The organism is Clostridium lentum, from assembly GCF_014287815.1.
Classification (GTDB): Bacteria; Bacillota; Clostridia; order Clostridiales; family Clostridiaceae; genus Clostridium; species Clostridium lentum.
In genome coordinates this window covers 1-21,158 of the sequence record NZ_JACOOQ010000018.1, presented here as the reverse complement: position 1 = coordinate 21,158, position 21,158 = coordinate 1, and the positions used below count along the sequence as shown (strand labels likewise).

At 29.1% G+C, this 21,158-nt stretch carries 16 protein-coding genes, 1 pseudogene and 1 riboswitch; of the genes and pseudogenes, 12 read left to right on the top strand and 5 right to left on the bottom strand.

The window, feature by feature from the left end:
• The first annotated feature begins 98 nt into the window (after positions 1–98).
• The 4 genes from H8R92_RS10485 (at position 99) to H8R92_RS10470 (ending at position 3,380) form a co-directional block, all read left to right on the top strand.
• Positions 99–1,184 (top strand): HD-GYP domain-containing protein, encoded by a 1,086-nt coding sequence (locus tag H8R92_RS10485; protein WP_186835424.1) that lies wholly within the window; start codon positions 99–101, stop codon positions 1,182–1,184.
• 138 nt (positions 1,185–1,322) lie between these two features.
• Entirely contained in the window at positions 1,323–1,796 is a 474-nt protein-coding gene (locus H8R92_RS10480; RefSeq protein WP_186835423.1) for a DUF4358 domain-containing protein, read from the top strand.
• 82 nt (positions 1,797–1,878) lie between these two features.
• A riboswitch (PreQ1 riboswitch) is annotated at positions 1,879–1,926 on the top strand.
• A gap of 199 nt (positions 1,927–2,125) precedes the next feature.
• Positions 2,126–2,683 (top strand): ECF transporter S component, encoded by a 558-nt coding sequence (locus H8R92_RS10475; RefSeq protein WP_022211545.1) that lies wholly within the window; start codon positions 2,126–2,128, stop codon positions 2,681–2,683.
• 7 nt (positions 2,684–2,690) lie between these two features.
• On the top strand, positions 2,691–3,380 hold the full coding sequence (locus H8R92_RS10470) for a radical SAM protein (protein ID WP_186835422.1): 690 nt from the start codon (positions 2,691–2,693) through the stop codon (positions 3,378–3,380).
• Between the two features lie 73 nt (positions 3,381–3,453).
• Here the strand turns inward: H8R92_RS10470 and H8R92_RS10465 are convergent, their stop codons facing one another.
• The gene (locus H8R92_RS10465) at positions 3,454–4,737 is read right to left on the bottom strand and encodes a DNRLRE domain-containing protein (RefSeq protein WP_186835421.1); all 1,284 of its coding nucleotides are present in this window, start codon (positions 4,735–4,737) and stop codon (positions 3,454–3,456) included.
• Between the two features lie 184 nt (positions 4,738–4,921).
• Between H8R92_RS10465 and H8R92_RS10460 the strand changes: the two genes are divergently transcribed.
• Both H8R92_RS10460 and H8R92_RS10455 read left to right on the top strand, forming a co-directional pair.
• Entirely contained in the window at positions 4,922–5,992 is a 1,071-nt protein-coding gene (locus H8R92_RS10460; RefSeq protein ID WP_186835420.1) for a glycosyltransferase, read from the top strand.
• Between the two features lie 220 nt (positions 5,993–6,212).
• Complete coding sequence (locus H8R92_RS10455) at positions 6,213–7,184, top strand: sodium:calcium antiporter (protein WP_022211549.1); 972 nt, start codon at positions 6,213–6,215, stop codon at positions 7,182–7,184.
• 117 nt (positions 7,185–7,301) lie between these two features.
• Here H8R92_RS10455 and H8R92_RS13525 read toward each other — a convergent pair whose 3' ends face one another.
• The 4 genes and pseudogenes from H8R92_RS13525 to H8R92_RS10440 form a co-directional block, all read right to left on the bottom strand.
• The gene (locus H8R92_RS13525) at positions 7,302–7,643 is read right to left on the bottom strand and encodes a YesL family protein (protein WP_302703072.1); all 342 of its coding nucleotides are present in this window, start codon (positions 7,641–7,643) and stop codon (positions 7,302–7,304) included.
• Positions 7,644–7,694: 51 nt separating this feature from the next.
• A pseudogene (locus H8R92_RS13520) lies at positions 7,695–7,985 on the bottom strand (DUF624 domain-containing protein); the annotation flags it as partial.
• A gap of 22 nt (positions 7,986–8,007) precedes the next feature.
• On the bottom strand, positions 8,008–9,774 hold the full coding sequence (locus tag H8R92_RS10445) for a sensor histidine kinase (protein ID WP_022211551.1): 1,767 nt from the start codon (positions 9,772–9,774) through the stop codon (positions 8,008–8,010).
• Positions 9,774–11,312, bottom strand: coding sequence for a response regulator (locus H8R92_RS10440; protein WP_022211552.1), 1,539 nt, complete (start codon positions 11,310–11,312; stop codon positions 9,774–9,776). The genes H8R92_RS10445 and H8R92_RS10440 overlap by 1 nt, the downstream gene beginning before the upstream one ends.
• A 207-nt stretch (positions 11,313–11,519) precedes the next feature.
• Between H8R92_RS10440 and H8R92_RS10435 the strand changes: the two genes are divergently transcribed.
• From H8R92_RS10435 to H8R92_RS10410, 6 genes are all read left to right on the top strand, one after another.
• A complete protein-coding gene (locus H8R92_RS10435; RefSeq protein ID WP_022211553.1) occupies positions 11,520–12,500 on the top strand; it encodes an ABC transporter permease in 981 nt (326 codons plus the stop codon).
• Between the two features lie 13 nt (positions 12,501–12,513).
• On the top strand, positions 12,514–13,404 hold the full coding sequence (locus H8R92_RS10430; RefSeq protein ID WP_022211554.1) for a carbohydrate ABC transporter permease: 891 nt from the start codon (positions 12,514–12,516) through the stop codon (positions 13,402–13,404).
• A 44-nt stretch (positions 13,405–13,448) separates the two neighbouring features.
• Complete coding sequence (locus H8R92_RS10425; protein ID WP_186835419.1) at positions 13,449–14,999, top strand: ABC transporter substrate-binding protein; 1,551 nt, start codon at positions 13,449–13,451, stop codon at positions 14,997–14,999.
• A gap of 171 nt (positions 15,000–15,170) precedes the next feature.
• Positions 15,171–17,237: a beta-galactosidase gene (locus tag H8R92_RS10420; RefSeq protein WP_186835418.1), complete on the top strand. Its 2,067-nt coding sequence runs from the start codon at positions 15,171–15,173 to the stop codon at positions 17,235–17,237.
• 27 nt (positions 17,238–17,264) lie between these two features.
• Complete coding sequence (locus H8R92_RS10415) at positions 17,265–20,789, top strand: glycosyl hydrolase 53 family protein (protein WP_186835417.1); 3,525 nt, start codon at positions 17,265–17,267, stop codon at positions 20,787–20,789.
• The gene (locus H8R92_RS10410) at positions 20,755–20,934 is read left to right on the top strand and encodes an LPXTG cell wall anchor domain-containing protein (RefSeq protein ID WP_186835416.1); all 180 of its coding nucleotides are present in this window, start codon (positions 20,755–20,757) and stop codon (positions 20,932–20,934) included. The genes H8R92_RS10415 and H8R92_RS10410 overlap by 35 nt, the downstream gene beginning before the upstream one ends.
• The last annotated feature ends 224 nt before the right edge of the window (positions 20,935–21,158 follow it).

The window sequence follows — 21,158 nt, the reverse complement described above, 5'->3', positions numbered from 1 at the left end:
TATTTAAGAAATAAAGTTTAAAAAGAAAAATACGAAATATTAAATATGTATGCTTATTAAAGTATACAAGTATTAATTTAGTTATTTGGGAGTATATTATGAGAAGAATACCTTTAAGATATTTAAAAGAAAATAGTATAACTGCAATGGATATATATAACTCTAGTGGAAAGCTTTTAATTAGTAAAAGTATGAAAATAGATAAAAATATGATGGAATTATTGCATAAAAATAAAATTATATATGTATATATAATGGATGAAAGTAGAGAAGATATAATTGATGATGTTATTAGTCCAGAATTAAGAAGAGAAGCAGTATTAGAGTTAAAAAAGATGTCTTATGAATTTTCTAATTTAACATCAATAAAAAGAACTAAAGAAATAAATAATGTATATATAGAAAAAATTTTAAATTTAGTAAATAGAATAATTGATGAATTATTGAAGAAAAATAGTTTAACTATAGAACAAATTGATGTAAGAGATTTTGAAAGCCAATATTTTCAACATTCTGTAAATGTAGCTGTAGTATCTCTTATTATAGGAATTGAATTAAATTATGATATAGACAAACTAAGACGATTAGGAATAGCAGCAATTTTACATGATTTAGGATATGCTTTTTTACCTAAAGAAATAATATATAAATCTACTAAATTATCAAATGATGAAGAGGAAGTAGTAAAAACACATAGTGAAAAAGGATATAATTATTTATACTTATATACTGATGTAAGTAGAGATGTTCTTTTTCCAATTTTATATCATCATGAACATGTTGATGGAAGTGGTTATCCAAGGGGAATTAAAGGAAATAGGATAAATGAATATAGTAAAATAATAGCTATTGTAGATTTTTATGATAAGTTAGTAAATAGTGAAGTAATTCTTCAATCAGACTTACCTAATAATATTTTAGAAAGAATAATGGCACATATAGGGACTGCTTTTGATTATAAAATTGTAGAAGTTTTCTATAAAAAGGCAATACCATTTTTAAAAGGTACTATGCTTAAATTAAGTAATGGTGATATAGTATTAGTTGAAGGAACTATTAATGGATTTCCTTCACGGCCAATTGTACGAGTATTACAAAGTGATGATAATTCAAAAATTAATAAATGTATAAATTTAGTTGATGTTTTAAACATAAGTATAGATAAAATAATATATTATTTGTAGTATTAAAAAATATAGATTATTTAAAATTAAACTTATATTTTTTATGATAAAATAAAAATATAAGTTTAATGGAACTTTTATTATAATTAATAGTCTAATTATAATAAAAGAAAATTACATATAAGGTGGGATTTTTCAATGAAAAAAATATTAATAAGTGGACTTATACTTGTTATGATGAGCAGTGTTTTAGTTGGTTGTGGAAAAAATAGTGATGTAAGCAGTAATATTACATCAAAAGAAATAGCAAAAAAACTGATAGAAGCAGATTACTTAATATCACCAAAGGAAGTTGATTCTAATATGGTAGAAGAAGTATATCATTTAAATCTTGATGATGTAGAAAATTATGCAATATATGAAACAGAAAGAAGACCAGGTCCAGGATTTATTATGATTGTAAAAGCTAAGGATGGAAAAGTTGAAAATGTTAAGAATTCAATGGAAAAAGTTTTAGAAGATAAGGTAGGGCAGGCTTTTTATCCAGAAGAACAAGAAGTAGCTGAGAATGCAACTATTGAAGTTGATGGTAATTTTGTATCATTATTCTTATTAAACAGTGAAGTTGAAGCAGATGCTGAAAGGATGTATAATAATTTAATTAAAAAATAGTATTGAAATTTTCTTTTTAATGATATATATTTGAAAGAGACTTTTTAAGTGGAAATAAATTAATAGAAATCTAAGAGAATTCTTAGGAGAGGTTCGTCAATACCATCCCTCTATAAAAAACTAGGATTATAATTAGCTGTAAGCTACTTTATTAATTTGCATTTATATGTTTGTTTTTTATGAACCTCTAAGACTTATGTCTTAGAGGTTTTATTTGAGGTATAAGTTATATGAAAAGAACCATTCTAGGATGGTTCTTTTTTTGTAGAAAGGAAGGGATTAATATAATTTTAGAAAATTGTAAATATGGAGTTTGAAAGGAGTTTTTTATGAGAAATAATAATACATTGAAAATAACTATTATGGCGTTAGCTATAGCATTAAATTTTATTGGAGGACTTATTGCAATTTCTTTAAAATTACCTATATATTTTGATTCAATTGGTACAGTTCTTGTAGGGTTCTTATTTGGAGTTGTACCTGCAATATTAACAGGAGTGGTATCATATATAGTAAATTATATAACTTTTGATCCATGTGCCTTATACTTTATTCCAGCTCAAATAATAATTGCTTTATGTTCAGGAATATTTTATAGAAGGGGATTATTCAATGGTAAGAAAAGTATTTTAGGTATAATTTTAATGGCTATACCAGTATCTTTTGTTTCAGCATGTATAGCAGCTTATGTTTTTGGTGGAGTTACTTCAGCAGGTAGTGCTATTATTGTGGGGATATTAGGAAATAATGGTATTAGTATGGTGCTTGGTGTATTTTTAACACAAATAGTAACGGATCTTTTAGATAAGATATTGATTGTTTATTTAGTATTAGCAGCTATAAAAGTGATTCCAAGAGATATAAAAAATAAAATTACAGCAGTTTAGGTGAAATATGGATAGATATAGTAAGGTAATTAATAAGAATTTAAGAGAAATAGTGTTGCTTAAGGCACTACCTTGTATTTGGGGTAAATGTGCTTTTTGTGATTACATTGATGATAATGATGATAATATAGCAGAAATAAATAAACTTAATAAGGAAGTACTGAATAATATAACAGGAGAATTTGGGGTTTTGGAGGTAATTAATTCTGGAAGTTGCTTTGAAATACCAAGAGAGAGCTTAGAGTATATTAAGAAGATAGTTGTTGAAAAGAAGATAAAAAAATTATTTTTGGAAAGCCATTGGTGTTATAAAAATAGGTTACAAGAAATGAGAGATTTCTTTGGTATTGAAATAATTTTTAAGATTGGCGTAGAGACTTTTGATAATAGCTTTAGAAATTTAGTATTAAATAAAAATGCTAATTTTAAAACTGTAGATGAAGTGAAAGAAAGTTTTCAATCTGTATGCCTTCTTGTAGGAATTAAGGGGCAGACAAAGGAAATGATAAAGCGAGATATAAATCTTGTTTTAGAGAACTTTAAGTATGTCACAATAAATGTATTTATTAATAATACCACTGATGTAAAAAGAGATGAAGAGCTTGTACAGTGGTTTACTGATAATTTTAAGTATCTAGAGGATTATCAATATATAGAAGTGTTATATAATAACACTGATTTTGGTGTAGGAGATTAATTTTTTTAAATATAAAAATCAGCTATTAGGTTAAATAGCTGATTTTTATTATCTACTAGAAATAATCAATTGTCTAATTACTTACTTTAATTATTGATAAATTAGCATTACTATAATCTAAGGAACCTGGATCTGCGCCAGTTGCAATAATTCTTACAGTTGTGCCAGCTGTAGTTGTTGTATATACTTCTTGACCAACTATTGGCACATTAGGATTTGTACTTGTATTTATTGTAGAAGTTGATGCAGCTGAAGGTGTAGTTGAATCATTATAACTTAAGCCAACAGTAACTATTGGAACTGTAGCAGAAGGTACTACAACATAAGTTATTTTATAAGTTCCAGGTTCTGATAGTGTTACTGTTCCAGTGGTTGGATTTAGTGACATGTTAGAAGCAACATTAGTAGTAGTAAGAATTATAGGAGCAGCAGTTGTGCTTAATGGTGTACTTCCTCCTGTGCTTGTAAATGTTCCATAGGCACTTGAAACAGTACCTGTGACACCAGTAGGGCCTTGAGGACCAGTAGGACCTTGAGGTCCGGTAGCACCAGTAGGCCCCTGAGGTCCAGTAGTTCCAGTTGAACTTAATAATGTGAAGTCAGCAGAGATTCCAGGGATTCCTTGAGGATTGTTAGCATTTACTAGATATAGCTGATTATTATATCTAATAACTTGTCCAGCAGAGTAGAAAGATGCTAAAGCAGGATCAAAGTTTGCAGGTGTACATGCACCACTTGGGTTTGTTGTTCCTGTTGGGCAAGGACAACATGGTGGGAATGAACAAGGAAATGGATTATAACCGTTGCAACAAGGGTCAGGGTTGCAGCACTTTACAGGAGCAATTGCTAACACTGGTGGATTACAAGAGTTTGTAGATGCAATAGTAATAAGAGGAGCACGGTTTATGATGCTGTTAGAACTTAAAGTGATGCTCTTTACACCAGTAGTACATTGCCAACATCTAACTATTGGTGTAACATCTAACTTTATATAGTACCCTATATCAGATGTAAGCAATTTATAGTTAAGTGTAGAATAATAATCTACTGCAGGTGCAGTATTCCAAGTTACAGTGTCTGTATCTACAGTAGTTGTATTATTACTTATTGATATAGAGAGATTACAGTCTGTAGTAGACTGAATATTTTCTACATATAAATAAAGTACAGCCATATTTATTGGGTATGAAAAATTAGTTAAGTCAAAACTAATTATAGATCTATATTCATTTGCGGCTGGACAACAAGAAGATAAATTTCCTACTAGCAAGCTGGAAGATGAAGAAAAATTACTGTCAGGTGTTCCACTAGCAATATAGGTGCTTCCAGTTGAAGCTATTTTTATTCCTTTTTTCAATGTTAATCAACTCCTTAATCTAAAAGTAATTTAGTTTAACTCAATATCATAATATGAATTTTAATTTAATTAGGTTCGAGCAAAATAGACTTGGAGATAAATAAAACATATTATTATACTTAAGTAACAAAAAGATAAACTTAAAATTAATATGATAGTGAAAGAAAGATTTTAAGAGGTATCAATGAGTACTATAAGTTTATGTATGATTGTAAAAGATGAAGAAAAGGTTATAGAGAGGTGTCTTAATACAGTAATTGATATAGTAGATGAGATAATTATAGTAGATACTGGTTCACAAGATAGTACCAAAGATAAGGTGAAAAAATATAAAGCAGATATTTATGATTTTCCTTGGCAAGATGATTTTGCAGAGGCTCGAAACTTCGCTTTTAGCAAGGCAAGGATGGATTATATATTATGGTTGGATGCCGATGATGTTTTGGAAAAAGAAGATCAGCGGAAGCTAAAGTTATTGAAGAAAAGTTTGAATGGAAATGTAGATGCAGTATCAATGCCGTATGTATTATCAATAGATGAGAATAATAATCCAATAGTTTCTTTGAGGCGAAATAGGATAGTAAAAAGAGAAAATAATTATATTTGGATAGGAAAGGTTCATGAATATTTAGAGGTTTATGGAAATACTTTAAATGCAGATATTGCTGTAAAGCATTTAAAAGATAAGGAATATACCGATAGAAATTTAAAAATATTTCGTAAGATGATACTTAAAAATGAAGAATTTTCACCACGAGATTTATTTTATTATGGTAATGAGCTTTATGATAATGAATACTATTTGGAAGCTATAAAAGCATATAATGATTTTATAGATACAGAAAAGGGGTGGATTGAAGATATAAAACAGGCTCTTATAAAGATTTCAGAATGCTATGGATTTATTGGCTATAAGGATAAGGAAGAAGAGTATTTGTTTAAGGGGTTACAGTATGATATTCCATCTAGTGATCTCTGCTGTAGAATTGGTTATACATTTTATGAAAAGGAAAAATATGAAATAGCAGTTTTTTGGTATGAGAATGCCATAAACAATCCACCAAAACCAGGAAGTTTGAACTTAGTTAATAGTGCTATGTATACGTGGGTACCGGCTCTTCAATTATGTGTGTGTTATAGCAAGATAAGTGATTTTAATAAAGCAAATGAATATAATGAACTAGCAGCCAGATATGTACCTAATCATAGCAGTGTAATAAATAATAGAAAATATCTTTTAGATAAGATGAAATAAAATAAAAAACTCCTTGAAATTATATTCTTTTAAGTATATAATCAATATAATAAGTTCTGTAGGGGAGTAGTTAGCAGTGAATTACTGTGATAATATCAACAATCATGGCCTTTATGGTCTGGTATTATCTTAAATAACGAGACTTACAGATAGTATGTTTAGAGACATGCTATCTGTAAGTCTCGTTTTTTTTGCGGGACAAAGCAATGGAGGGATTTATATGATTTATTTAATTTACTTAGCGCTAGCAATAGCTGTAGTATTATTATCTATTAAGGCATCTGTATATGTTGATTTATTAGATAAGAACACCAAATTATCAGGGGCATTTATAGGTGGGGTTTTGTTATCAGCAGTAACATCACTTCCAGAATTATTAACAAGTTTATCATCAACAGTATGGTTAAAGAATCCTGGGCTTTCTTTGGGAAATATTTTAGGAAGCAATTTATTTAATATGACCATTATAGCAATGCTTATTATTTTATGGACAAGCAACTTTAAAAAGTCTAATATATCTAAAAGTCATAGCTATACTGCATGGGTTACACTTGCTATATATGTAGCAGTGGCTTTGAATATGTTGAATATAGTCAATTTTGAAGTAGTAACAATTTCAATAACTTCAATAATAATATTAGTATTATATACATTAGGAGTAAAGACTATGTCCAATGATGATAGTGGAACAGCAGATGAATTTAAAGATGAAACAGCTGTAACAACATCACTTTCATTAAAACAAATAATTATAAGATTTATTTTAGTGAGCATTGGATTAGTAATATCAAGTATATTAATTACATATGTTACTGATATTATAGCAGCTAGACTTAATTTAGGTGCAAGCTTAGCAGGAGCTTTATTATTAGGTATTGCAACTTCGCTTCCAGAACTTACATCATGTGTTTCTCTTGTTAAGATTGGCAATTTTAATGTATCTGTAGGAAATATTGTAGGAAGCAATTTATTTAATTTCTTAATTATTTTTATATCTGATGTGCTATTTATTGGTGGAACAGTTTATGATTTTGCAGAAAGTCAAACAAGAAACTTAGTTATATTTGGTATAATCAGTACAATGTTAATGTTAACTGTATTAAAGATTAAAGATAAAGTAAAAAATAAATATATTTTATATATTCCATCTATTGGAATTATAGTTAGTTACTTGTTATTCATGATTGTATAAAAAGGGAAGTGTAAAAAATCGCTGTAGGTATTAAACTTGCAGCGATTTTTGGTATAATTAATTTTTTTACTAATATGGTTGTTTGATTTCAAAGGCTTTTTTATAGCCCAATTCTATTTAAGCAGTTTTCTGACTACATTCTATATCAGTAAATATAGTATTATCATAGAAAGAAAAAATAAAGGATATTATGCTTGGCAAAACTATTATAAGTAGTGATGTAGTCTTTGATACTAAGTAAAAACTTCCCACAAGTATTGCAGATTTTAAGATAGTTATAGGAAGTTTTTTAATAATATAATATGATGACAATATAAATATATCTTTTGTTTTCATTTCAAAGCGAGAATTTATTGGAATAGCATATAGGATTAAAAGAGCTATATATATTGCAAGAATTTCAAATACAACATGTATGCCATATTTTGGCATGTTTAAAAAGAAATATTGAAAATCCACAAACATAAGAGATAGCAGAAAAAGTATTATAAGCCAAAGTTTTAGGCTACTTACAAAATTATCTTTGTATGACTTAAAGAAATACGAAGAGAAGGAAATTGATTTTTCTCTTAATATTTCAGAAGTAGAAGCTGATAAGGCTGATAATGATGGTCCTAATGGAATCAAGGAAATAAATAAAATTATTAAGTTAAAGGAGTCAGGATTAATAGCTGTTGCTGTTATAAATAAAACTAGCAATATGTTAGTGATAAAGAAGTAGGCACCTCCTTGTAAGAACCAAAATAGATAACTTGGTAGTGTGAATAGTGGTTTATCAAAAAAATCTTTATTTTTACTCATAATATAGTCCTTTCTTTAAAAATTATATTATTACAGGCAATGTTATTTCTACAGTAGTACCAAAGCTATAGTTGCTGGTAAAGGATAAGCCGTAGCTTTCACCATAAAGTACTTTAATTCTCTGGTTAATATTTTTTAAACCATAGCCACTACCTTTTGTCTGTAAATTATTTTCTTTTAATATAAGTGGTAACACTTCCTTTTCAATACCTATACCATCATCGGAAATCTGAATTATAAGATTGTTTTGAGATATATAGCCACTGATAAGTATAGAACCTTTTTCCATGCCCCTTCCTAGTATGCCATGATTAATGGAATTTTCTATTATAGGCTGAAAAGTAATTTTAGGAATTGAGCAATTCATTAAGTTTTCATCTAGTCTAGTTGTTAGGGTAATTCTATTGTCATATCTCATATTCTGTAGATTTACGTAAAGCTTAGAATGTTCTACTTCATCTTTTATAGTAACAATATCTTTTCCTTTATTTAATGAAAGTTTATAAAACTTAGCTAAGTTTTTAACAGCAATACTTATTTCTTTATTCATATTTCTATAAGCCATCCAGTTAATCATATCAAGTGTATTATAGAGGAAGTGTGGATTAATTTGTGATTGCAATGCTTTTAGCTCTGCATTTTTAACCTCTTTTCCTAGTTTGTATTGCTCATCTATAAGTACAGACATTTTACTGATCATATAATTATAATTATCAATAAGTTCTCCAACTTCATCTGAACTATCATTTTCTATATATTTATTTAATTGTCCATTGGGAACTTGACGCATGCCATCAATAACTTGGAATAATCTTTTATTAATTAGCTTAACAAAATAAGCAGCTAATATTATTGCCATTATACTTGTTAAAACCACAATTATAAATAAGTAATTACGCTGTATTTTAATAGTAGATAATATACTGGATTTGGAAAGTACATTTACCATATACCAATCAGTTTTATCTATAGAAGCACTTTGCAGATAAAATTTACCATCATCAAAGGTAATAAGTTCATTAGATAATTGTGCAGCATTTTTTATAAGTTCTAAGTTTATAGAGGAATTATCATATAAGTCCTTTAAATCTCTTGAAGATGCTATTATTTTATTATCAGAATTAATTACAAAGCTGAAAACATCATCAAGAGGGCTAATTTTATCTAGTATATCTTGAATTATGCTCTTTCTAAAATTAATCCTAATAAAGCCTATATCCTTTGAAAGATCATCAGGATTCTTGATACTTTTAAGGAGAAACAGTGTATCATTTACAGTGTTTTCATTGAGATACCACATTGATCCCCAAATAAATCTTGCATTAGTACTTACGATACAATCTTCAGCCTTTGTTTTTTCTAAAGAGCTAGCTTTAAAAAAATTCACATTTTCGCTGGAATAAATAAATTTATCGTTTATATAAAGATTTATTTTTTTTATATCCAGATTATTTTCAAAGGAGCAAAGGTACGATTGAAGGTTAGAAAAATCATATATCTGATCAGTTAAAGCATAAGATTCAACATCACGAGTTAATATATCAGTAACTGTATTGTTTACGACTATGGTGTTAGATGTATCAAAAATTTTATAAACTGTATAGTTCATATAATCTAATGATTGTTCAAAGGATTCACTGGCTGAGTTAAGGAAATTATCAGTTATTATATTTGAAAGATTAGCATAGGCATAAGAAGAAATTATTAAAACAGGTATAATTAAAAGGATACAATATGTTAATACAAATTTTTTAAATAATTTCATATTATGCAACAGTGGTAATTTCATTATAAAAATTTCCTTCTATATTCTGAAGGGGTATAGCCTGTTTCTTTCTTGAATATCTTTGCAAAATAATTACCATCTTTATAGCCAACCTTTAAAGCAATATCATTCATTTTTATATTTGAATCCTTCAACAGTTCCTTAGCTTGTATTATCCTATATTCAGTTATATATTTATTAACAGTTTTTCCAGTATAATCTTTGAAGATTACGCATATATATGCAGGTGTTAAGAATGTATTCTTACTGATATCTTCTAAAGACAAGTCATAGCTATTATAATGTTCATTAATATATTTGATTATATTTAATGCTGGCTCATTATAGATATCTTTTTCCTTTAAACATGAAAATACATCTTTGATTATTTCTAATAAATAATGCTTTATTTCAAAGATATTATTAAATTGCAGTATAGCATTAAAGTTGGTATTTTCATTTACAGAATTATTAAGATTAATATTTCTGCTATGACAGAAATTAAATATATGCATTAGAAATTTATTATATACATTTTTTATTTCATTGATGTCTGTACCACAATTAAGCATAAATTCTGATGTTATATTATTAATATCATTTAAGACAGCTTGTTTATCTTCATTATTCAAATTTCTCTTAAAATCTGAATAAGCATTAGAATCAATAGTGGCACAAGTTTTATGAGGAATTTCTTCAAAATAAATCACTGAATTATAATCTTTAAAAAAGGATAAAGTGTCTAATGAAGAAGCATATGCATATGATTTATGCATATCCTGCATATTGGTAACAATAGAGCCTACAAATATATAAAATTGGCTATAATTTTTAATATATTCATCTAAAGTAGCAAAAAAGCTTTGGAAAACATTTGAATTATGTATTGATTTAATATTCTTTGAGAAAAAAATCTGTAATACTATATCTTGTTCATTTTGCATTGAAACAAAGCCTTCTAATCCACAATCATGAATAATTTCACGAATTTTATCTATAAACAAATACTTGTTTGGAATATTTTTGTAAATCTTTATTAAAACGCTTACATAATGGCCATCAACTAATTTGTCATTGAAATCTTTAGGAAAGTAAGAACTTATTATAGATTTAACTGCTACAGAATTATCTATAGATGATATTTCATTGGCAATAGTATGTTCAATGCTATTATGAATAGTAGTATTTTTTACAAATTCAAGGATAGCATTATTTAAATTTTCCTCCAACTCTTCAATTTCAATAGGTTTTTCAACATAATTGATAGCTTTTAGCTTAATAGCAGATTTTAAATATTCTTTATCTGAATAACCACTCATAAAGAGTATCATGCAGTTAGGATAAAGCTCCCTTGTTTTAAATGCTAAATCTATGCCATTTAGTCTAGGCATACGAACATCTGTCAGAAGTATGTTTGGTTCAAAATCTTTTAATATTTCTAGAGCATTAATACCATCATAAGCCTCCTTGACTTCGCTTACATTAAGCTTGTCCCAGTCAACCATATCTAGGATACCTTGTCTAGTAAATCTTTCGTCATCTGCAATAAGTACTTTAATCATAATCCACCTCCATTAGATATCATATAAAAGTATAACATTAAAAAAGAATATATTTCAATAAAAAGGTAAAAATGAGATAATTTATTTATGTAAATGTTTAAAATAAAAATATTTTACTATAATCAAAGAATTTTACCATAATTACATCTTTTATAAGATGTTATTATTTATACATGAGATGAAAACGTATAATAAGGGGGATTGACAATGGAAAATCAAATTGAGAACAATGTTTTTAGTGATGATAAGATTTCGACTGCAGGAATAAAGCAAGAGTCATCATTTACTAGAGCATTAAGAAAGAATAGAGTTTTACTTATGATGCTTATTCCTGCATTTTTGTATTTCTTTATTTTCAGTTACTTGCCAATGAGTGGGGCAATAGTAGCATTTAAAAGTTATAATTTTAGGGAAGGTATTTTTGGAAGTCCATGGGTAGGTTTCAGTAACTTTGAATATTTCTTTAAATCTGGACAAGCATGGACAGTAACTAGAAATACAATTCTATATAATGTAGGATTTATAGTAGTAAATACAGTATTACAGATGGGACTTGCTATATTTATATCTGAAATTGGAGGCAAGTATTTCAAAAAAGTTACACAAACAGCAATGTTTTTACCATACTTTATCTCTTGGGTAGTTGTGGGAATGATTGCTTATAATTTCTTAAATGTTGATTATGGTACAGTAAACACAATTTTAAATAAATTAGGTATGGAAAGTATCAATTTTTATGGGACTAAGTGGGTATGGCCAATAATAATTACTGCTTTCTGTGCATGGAAAAATGTTGGATATGGAACAGTATTATATTTAGCAGCTATAATGGGAATTGACCAAGAAATCTATGAAGCAGCACAAATAGATGGAGCAAACATATTCCAAAGAATATTTAAGGTAACAATACCTTGTCTTGTTCCAACGTTAATAATTTTAACATTATTATCAATAGGTAATATCTTCAGAGGAGATTTCCAAATGTTCTATCAACTGGTAGGAAATAATGGACCATTATTCCCAATTACAGATGTTATAGATACATTTACCTTTAGATCACTGATACAATCAGGAGAAGTTGGGATGTCAGCAGCTGCAGGTCTTTATCAATCAATATTCTGTTTCATAACAATTATTATTACTAATAAGATTGTTAAATCATATGATAAAGATTATTCATTATTCTAGGAGGTGATGTTTGATGAAAAAGTCAAAGGATATAAAAGCGTTTAATATATTAAGTTATACAGTAGTTACTTTAATTGCACTGTTTTGTTTTATTCCATTTCTTATTGTAGTTATGGGGTCAATTACAGATGAAAAAGAAATCATTGCTAATGGTTTCTCACTTTTACCAAGTAAATTATCACTTAGTGCATATGGAACTGCATTAAAGGAACCAATGGCAATTTTAAGAGCCTATGGGATAACTATAAGTCTTACTATAATTGGTACTGCTTGTGGGTTATTTATAGTGGCAATGACAGCTTATGTTTTACAAAGAAAAGATTTTAAGTGGAGAAATAAATTTTCATTTTACTTCTACTTTACAACATTATTTAATGGTGGATTAGTACCATGGTACATTTTAATGGTTAAATATTTAGGGTTAAAAGATACTTATCTTTCTTTATTAATACCACCAATGCTTAGTGTTTTCAATATAATACTTATGAAAAGTTATATTGGAGGAATTCCACAAGCTTTAACAGAATCAGCTAAGATTGATGGTGCAGGGGACTTTACAATATTTGTGAAGATTATACTACCATTAATTAAACCAGCATTAGCAACAGTTGGTCTTTTAATAGCTTTAGGATATTGGAATGACTGGTATAATTCAATGTTATTTATAAATAATGAAAATTTATATTCACTTCAATACTATTTATATAAAATAGTTAATAATATTGAAGCTTACAAGACGATACTAGCACAAAATAGTTCAGCAGTATCAGGAGCAATTGAAATGCCAAGTGAATCGTTAAAGATGGCACTTACAGTAATTGTTACAGGACCAATAATATTAGTTTATCCATTTATTCAAAAGTATTTTGTAAGTGGTGTGACAATTGGAGCTGTAAAGGGCTGATAAAACAATAGATAGTAATTCTTATGGTAAGGAGAGGAAAAGAGATGAAAAGAAATTTAGTAAAAAGAATGTCTGCTATAGCACTAAGTACATTAATGGCAGGAACAATGATGGTAGGTTGTGGATCAAGTTCTTCAGGAACAGCAGGAACACTAGCATCTGGGGTATTAACAGATAAAGAAGTAACATTAAAGATGTATTTAATAGGTGATAAACCAGCAGACTTCGATGAAGTATATGACAAAGTAAATTCAATAATGAAAGAAGAAATAAATGCAACTTTACAAGTAAATTTTATTCCATGGTCAGATTTAGCAACAAAATATCAATTATTATTCCAATCAGGTGAAGATTTTGATTTAATATTTACAGCTTCAGGATGGGGATATTATAGTCAAGTGGCAACTAAAAACGGTTTCTTAGAATTATCAGATGAGATGCTTCAAGAATATGCACCAAATATTTATGCAAGTGAACCGGAAGAGGGGTGGAGCCAAGCTAAAATAGATGGAAAAGTATATATGGTTCCAAATGATAAGAGTGAATATGGAATAAATGTATTTGGTGTTAGAGGAGACTTAATGGCCAAATATGGATTTGACTCAATAACTTCTTATGATCAATTAGAAAAATTTATGGATGCTGTAGCAACAGGTGAAAGCTCCAATGGTATAAAAGTAATAGCAAATGGTGGAGGACAAAATCTTCAATGGCCATACATGCTTGAAAGATATGGATTTAATACTATATCAGGAGCTCCAACTCCAACTTTAGGATTTGATGTAAATGATAATTCAGGAGAGGTGTTTGCCTTTGTTGATACTGATGAGTATTTAGAATATGCAACTAAAATGAAGGAGTTTGCTGATAAAGGATATTGGGCTGCTGACTCAATATCAAGTAAAGCTACTAGAGATGATGATTTTGAAGCAGGAAAAACAGCTGTAATGGTTTGGAATTTAGGATCAGTTGCAAATAGCGTTACAGAAATGAATAATGTTCATCCTGAATGGAATACTCAATTAATTGATTTATCAGAAGGTATATCTAAAACTGTTCAACCATATACAAATGGTGGTATGGCTATAAATGCTAGTTCAAAAAATCCAGAAAGAGCATTAATGGCAATAGAATTATTAAGATCTAATGAAGAAATTAATAAACTTACTTGGTATGGGGTAGAAGGAAAGCACTATACAACTGATGGTAACCAATATTATACACCAACAGAAAATGCTTCAAATTACCCAGCTGAAGAAGTATGTCCATGGGGATGGTATTCATCTAAGTATGCTATGACTTCATCTACTGAACCAGAAATAGTTCAAGAAACTATTAATAAGTGGAAAGAAAATGATACAGTAGATAATCCACTTACAGCTTTTACATTTGATGATTCAAAGGTGAAAAATGAAATGAGTGCTGTTGGTAATGTAGTTACTCAATATGGTGTTCCAATAGACTTAGGAATGGTAAGTGATGTTAATGCAGCTATAGCAGAATATAAAACTAAATTAAAAGAAGCTGGATTAGATAAGATTACGGAAGAATGTAAAGCACAAGTTGAAGAATTCTTAAAATCTTATAATGAGTAAGACACAATATTATAAACAATGAATAATTTAAACTTATAAATTATCATGATGTTTTAATTATATATATTTCCTTGGAGCCTCTTTAAAGTGGGGTTCCAACTTTCAATTTTAAAAATATACTTTTTAAAACTAAAAATGTATTCGTTACCAGAGAATAAAAGGAGAAAATTTATGAAAAAAAGATATGATTTATTTAATAATATAATAGGAAAAGAATTTTTACATGGAGGAGACTACAATCCAGATCAATGGCTTGAGTATCCTGAAATAATAAAGGAAGATGTAAGGCTTATGAAGTTAGCACACATAAATTGTGCTGCTATTAATATTTTTGGCTGGAGTGCCATAGAGCTTGAAGAAGGAAAATATGAATTCGAATGGCTTGATAATATAATGGATGATTTATATAAAGCAGGAGTAAACATAATACTTGCAACACCAAGTGGAGCAAGACCAGCATGGATGTCAGAAAAGTATCCAGAAGTTTTAAGAGTAAATGCAGATAGAACTAAAAACCTTCATGGACAAAGGCACAATCATTGTTATACATCACCAGTATATAGACAAAAGACTTCAGAATTAAATAGAAAGCTAGCTGAAAGATATAAGAATCATCCAGGACTTATCTTATGGCATATTTCTAATGAACTTGGTGGAGATTGTCACTGTGAATTATGCCAAGAACGTTTTAGAAATTGGCTTAAGGAAAAATATCATAACAATTTAGATGAATTAAATTCAGCATGGTGGACAGGGTTTTGGAGTCATAAATTCAATAGTTGGAGTCAGATTGAAAGTCCATCACCACTTGGAGAAATGCAAGTTCATGGACATAATTTAGATTGGCGAAGATTTGTTAGTGATATGCATATTGATTTCTATAAAAGTGAAATAGCTCCAATTAGGGAAATAACGCCTAATATACCTGTAACAACTAATTTTATGGGTGATTACCCTAGAATGGGCTTATTTGGTGGAATAAATTATGGTGATTTTGCTAAAGAAGTTGACATAGTATCATGGGATGAATATCCAGCTTGGCATAACAATTGGGAAACTACGGAAGAATTAGCTTCTAATGTTGGTTTTGTTCATGATGTATATAGATCATTGAAAGGTGGACAACCATTCTTGATTATGGAGAGTACACCAAGCTTAGTAAATTGGCATAAGATTAATAAAGGTAAGAGACCAGGAATGCACCTTTTATCATCATTACAAGGAGTAGCTCATGGAGCAGATTCAGTACAATATTTCCAATGGAGAAAAGGAAGAGGAAGTTCTGAAAAATTTCATGGTGCAGTAGTTGACCATTGTGGACATGAAAATACAAGAGTATTTAGAGAAGTAACAGAAGTTGGAGAAAGCTTAAAAAAAATCAATGAAGTATGTGGAACAAGTGTAGATGCAGAAGTAGCAATAATTTTTGATTGGGAAAATAGATGGGCAATAGATGATTGTCAAGCATTAAATAATGAAAATAAAGGTTATATTGAAAGCTGTGAAGAATATTACAGAGTATTCTGGAGAAAGGGAATTCCAGTAGATGTAATAACTATGGATGCAGATTTTAGTAAATATAAGTTAGTGATTGCACCAATGTTATATATGGTTAAGCCAGGAGTTGCAGAAAGAATAAATGACTTTGTAAGAAATGGTGGTAATTTTGTAACTACTTATTTTAGTGGAATAGTTAATGAAAATGATCTTTGCTTCTTAGGAGGATTCCCAGGACCATTAAGAGAGGTCACTGGTATATGGGCAGAAGAAATAGATACATTATACGATACTGATGTAAATTATATTGAATATGAAGGTAAAGAGTATAAGGTTAAAGATTACTGTGATGTAATACATGCTGAAAATGCAGAAGTTTTAGCAAGGTATACCACTGATTATTATAAAGGAATGCCTGCTTTAACTCGTAATAGGTATGGAAATGGTAATGCATATTATGTAGCAGCAAGAACATTTAATGATTTTGATACTAAGTTCTTTGGTAGTATAATTGATGAATTAGAACTTAGGAGAGCCATCAATATTGAACTTCCATTAGGTGTAAATGCTGAGTTGAGAGAAGATGAAGAAAATAAATATATCTTTTTAATGAACTTCAGTGAGGAAGAAAAATCAGTAAATCTAGATAAGGAGTATTTAGATTTACTAAGTGGTAGTAAAGTAAGAGGAGAAGTTAAATTAGATAAGTATAAAGTGATGGTTTTAAAAACTAATGTTTAGAATTTAAGGTATAAGGGGGATAAAATTTTGGGAAAGAAGTCTTCATTTAATAGAGTTATATCTACAGCAGTAGTTACTATGTTTTCTTTAGGTATGTACACAGTATCACCTGAGTCTGCAGAAAAAGATGTAATAACTAATTATAGTTTTAAAAGTTCTCTTGATGGATGGACTGTTAAAGGTAATACTAATGCTGCCAACTGGAAGAATTCATGGGGGTATGATGATTCAGCTAGTTTGGGGTATTGGAGTTCAGATAATTATGAAGTGTGGACAGAACAAACTATAACAGGATTAGAAAATGGTTATTATAGAGTAGAAGTATATACTGCTAGTGGAGGCGGACAAGAAGAACATTATATTTATGCTAATGATTTTGGAGGTACTGGTGCCAAAACCAGTATCCCTGTCAGTGATGATTTCAGAAAAGTAGTACTAAATTTTGAAGTAACTAATAATCAAGTTACTTTAGGATTTTATTCTAAAGGTAATGCTGGTAATTGGTCAAATTATGACTGTATTACTATAGCTAATGATGAAAATAAGTATACTTTTCTTAAAGGTGGAGACCTAACAATGGTAAATTGGCTAGAAGATGAAGGTGCTGTTTTTTATGATGAAGAAGGAGAAGCTAGAGATGTTTTTCATATTTTAGCTGAAAATGGCTTCAATTTTGTAAGGCTTAGAACACATAATGATGTGGGAAGAGAACATGGTTCAATAACAAATCCAGATTATTATCTACCAGATGGATATCAAAATACAGAAGATCTTCTTGATTTAGCATTAAGATCTAAAGAAATGGGTATGCAGATTGAAGTTACTCTTAATTATAGTGATTGGTGGCCTAATGCAGGAACACAGGAGATACCTTCCTCTTGGCGCAGTGAAATTGAAGGATTAAATGAAGAAGAATCTGTAGCAAAATTAGAAGAGCTTATTTATGATTATACAAAAGACATCATGAGAAAGTTAGCAGATCAGGGAACAACTCCTGAATTTATTTCTTTAGGCAATGAAATGCAAAATGGAATATTATATCCTTATGGAAGCACTGTCAACTTTGAAAATCTTGCTAAATTCTTAAATGCTGGTTATAGAGCTGTAAAGGAAGTATCAACCAATACTGCAGTGGCAGTACATTTAGATATGGCTGGAAATACTAACAAGTATGTTACTTTCCTAGATAATTGTGAAAAATATAATGTTAATTATGATGTTATAGGAAGTTCATATTATCCTTTCTGGACTAAAAAGACAGTGGAGGAAATAATACCATGGTTTAATGATTTAGGTGAAAAGTATCAAAAACCAATATTAATTTTAGAAACAGGATATAATTGGAATCCTACAAAACCAGATGGATATCCAGGACAACTTGCTGATAATGGACCTGAAAGTCACCAATCTTCTCCTCAAGGGCAAAAGGAGTTCTTAGATGAATTATTTAATGGTATAAGAACTTCTGAAAAGAACTGGATAATTGGTGATTTGTACTGGGATCCAGTTATGATAGATCACGAAGGTATTGGTTGGGCTATGGAAAGAGGTCAGGCAGAAGATGGTAGTGAGGATAAAGCTGGAAGCAATGTGGTTTCTAATACTACTTTATTTGATTTTGATGGATATGCACTAAGGGCATTAAAATCTTTTAGAGATAACACGGAAGGATACACCACAGGAATGTTATCAGGAACTGTTGTAGGAACAGGTGGAAATAAGATTACTAATGCAAATGTAGTAATTGAAATAAATGGAGAAAAATATATTAGAAAAACTGATAAATATGGAAACTTCTTTATGGTGAATTTATCACCATGTAATGAAGTGAAGATTTCTGTAAGTAAAAATGGCTATGGCGATGCACAAGCAATTACTGAAATAAAGATTGGTGAAGTATCAAAAGTTAAACTTGAAGTAGGAAGTGGAAAAATAATAGGAAAAGTAATTGACAATAAAGGAAATGCTTTAGAAGGTGTGAAGGTATATAGTATATTAGATGGAGCTGAATTCTCTACATTTACAAGTGATGATGGCAGTTACACTTTAAGCGATATTCCAGAAGGAAAAGGATATACAATATACGCAACTAAGGAAGGGTATGCAGATGCTACTTGTGAAGATATAGACATAGTTAATGGAATAGTAACCAAAGATGTTAATTTTACATTATTAGTAAATTCAGCATCTTTAAGTGGAAGAGTTATTGATGAAGATGGTAAAGCAGTGGTGGATACAACAATATCTTTAGAGGGTCATAATGGATTTAAGTATACAGCTAACAGTAAGGAAGATGGAAGTTTTGAGATTTCTTATGTCAATGAAGGTAACTATACAATGACTATAAGTAAAGCTGGATATGAAACATTTGTAATGAAAGATTTAATGGTAAAAGCTGAAGAGGTAATATCTATTGAAGATATTATTTTGAATAAAGCTTTTGGGAAAATTATAGGAGTAGCAGTAGACTCTAATAATAACAGGCTATCTGATGTGGAAATATCTATTAGTTTGAAGAATGAAGAAAAATTTAATACTATAACAGATGAAAATGGATACTTTGTAGTTGATGAAGTTATTGATGGAGATGGCTATACTGTATCAGCTAAAAAAGATGGATACGGTGATAATAAAATAATTGATCTTCAAGTATTACCTAGCAAAGCTAGTGAAGTTATTATGAGGCTTTCTAGTAAGATAAGCATTAATAATGGTGATTTTGATTTGGGTAATTTAGATGGTTGGACTGTAATAGATGAGAATAATTCAGCATCAGCACAAGATAGGAGTAAAGGTGATAATGATGCACCATCAGGAAAGTATGCTTTATCATTATGGAATGATAAGCCATACATTGCTAAGGTAAGTCAAGAAGTTGCAGGCATTATTGATGGAAAATATGAGCTTTCAGCATATGTATATAATGGTGGAAATCAAAATAAAGCTAATATGTATATAAAGGATGGAGAAAATATAGCTGAATTTGAATTACCAAAAACAACTTATTGGACAAAAGTATCTATGGAAGTATGGATAAAAAATGAAACTATTGAAATAGGCTTTGATTTTGATGCAAAATCAGGATGTTGGGTACTAATCGATTCAGTACAATTAAACTTTATTACGGCTATAGATTATGAAAACTTAGAAAAAACTATCAAAGAATATGAAACTTTAATAGAAGAAAATTACACTCCAAATTCATGGAATATTTTTAAAGCTAATAAAGAAGTATTATCAGCAAAGATAGAAGAAGTAAAAAGTATTGATTTATCAAAATATACAGAAGAAAGCTCTATTGTTTTAAAAGATGAATTATATAAGGCATTAAATATTGAAGCAGATGAAAATGCTATGCAGGAAGCTGTAGATAAGGCAATATTAAAACTTGATGAAGCAATAAAATCTTTAGTAGAAAAAATAATAGAGCCGGATGTTGATGATGAAATAGAGGATGATGACAGCATAGGAGATTCTAGTAAAGATGAAGAAGATGATAAAGATCAAAATCCAGTAATTGAAGACACTAAAAAAAAATCTTACTATAAATGATAATATAAGAAAAGAAGAGTCAACAGAAAAGGATAAAGGCACTGGTAAACTTCCTACAACAGGAAAAGAAAGTGGATTAATATTTATATCATTTGCAGCAGTAATTATTGGAACAACCTTTCTTAAAAAAAGAAAGAAGGCATAAGTAAAAGGTATCGTGTCAAATAAACTTTGACATGACACCTTTTTTAAAGTACAGGAAAGTATAAAATTTTCGATGGCTGAAAGTTATATGTTATCTAGCATTCAGCCTTTAAATATGTTAAATTTATTAATTATAAATTAGAGGTTTTTACATATGAAAAAAGGTAAAATAAAAATAATACTAGAAGATCACTGGCATGGGTTCTTAAAAATATATGAAAATAA

Excerpts from the sequence above, each read along its gene's own strand:
- H8R92_RS10485 (WP_186835424.1), top strand. The coding sequence starts at position 99 with ATGAGAAGAATACCTTTAAGATATTTAAAAGAAAATAGTATAACTGCA.
- H8R92_RS10470 (WP_186835422.1), top strand. The coding sequence starts at position 2,691 with ATGGATAGATATAGTAAGGTAATTAATAAGAATTTAAGAGAAATAGTG.
- H8R92_RS10435 (WP_022211553.1), top strand. The coding sequence starts at position 11,520 with ATGGAAAATCAAATTGAGAACAATGTTTTTAGTGATGATAAGATTTCG.
- H8R92_RS10460 (WP_186835420.1), top strand. The coding sequence starts at position 4,922 with ATGAGTACTATAAGTTTATGTATGATTGTAAAAGATGAAGAAAAGGTT.
- H8R92_RS10480 (WP_186835423.1), top strand. The coding sequence starts at position 1,323 with ATGAAAAAAATATTAATAAGTGGACTTATACTTGTTATGATGAGCAGT.
- H8R92_RS10430 (WP_022211554.1), top strand. The coding sequence starts at position 12,514 with ATGAAAAAGTCAAAGGATATAAAAGCGTTTAATATATTAAGTTATACA.
- H8R92_RS10445 (WP_022211551.1), bottom strand. The coding sequence starts at position 9,774 with ATGAAATTACCACTGTTGCATAATATGAAATTATTTAAAAAATTTGTA.
- H8R92_RS10475 (WP_022211545.1), top strand. The coding sequence starts at position 2,126 with ATGAGAAATAATAATACATTGAAAATAACTATTATGGCGTTAGCTATA.
- H8R92_RS10420 (WP_186835418.1), top strand. The coding sequence starts at position 15,171 with ATGAAAAAAAGATATGATTTATTTAATAATATAATAGGAAAAGAATTT.
- H8R92_RS10425 (WP_186835419.1), top strand. The coding sequence starts at position 13,449 with ATGAAAAGAAATTTAGTAAAAAGAATGTCTGCTATAGCACTAAGTACA.
- H8R92_RS10440 (WP_022211552.1), bottom strand. The coding sequence starts at position 11,312 with ATGATTAAAGTACTTATTGCAGATGACGAAAGATTTACTAGACAAGGT.
- H8R92_RS10455 (WP_022211549.1), top strand. The coding sequence starts at position 6,213 with ATGATTTATTTAATTTACTTAGCGCTAGCAATAGCTGTAGTATTATTA.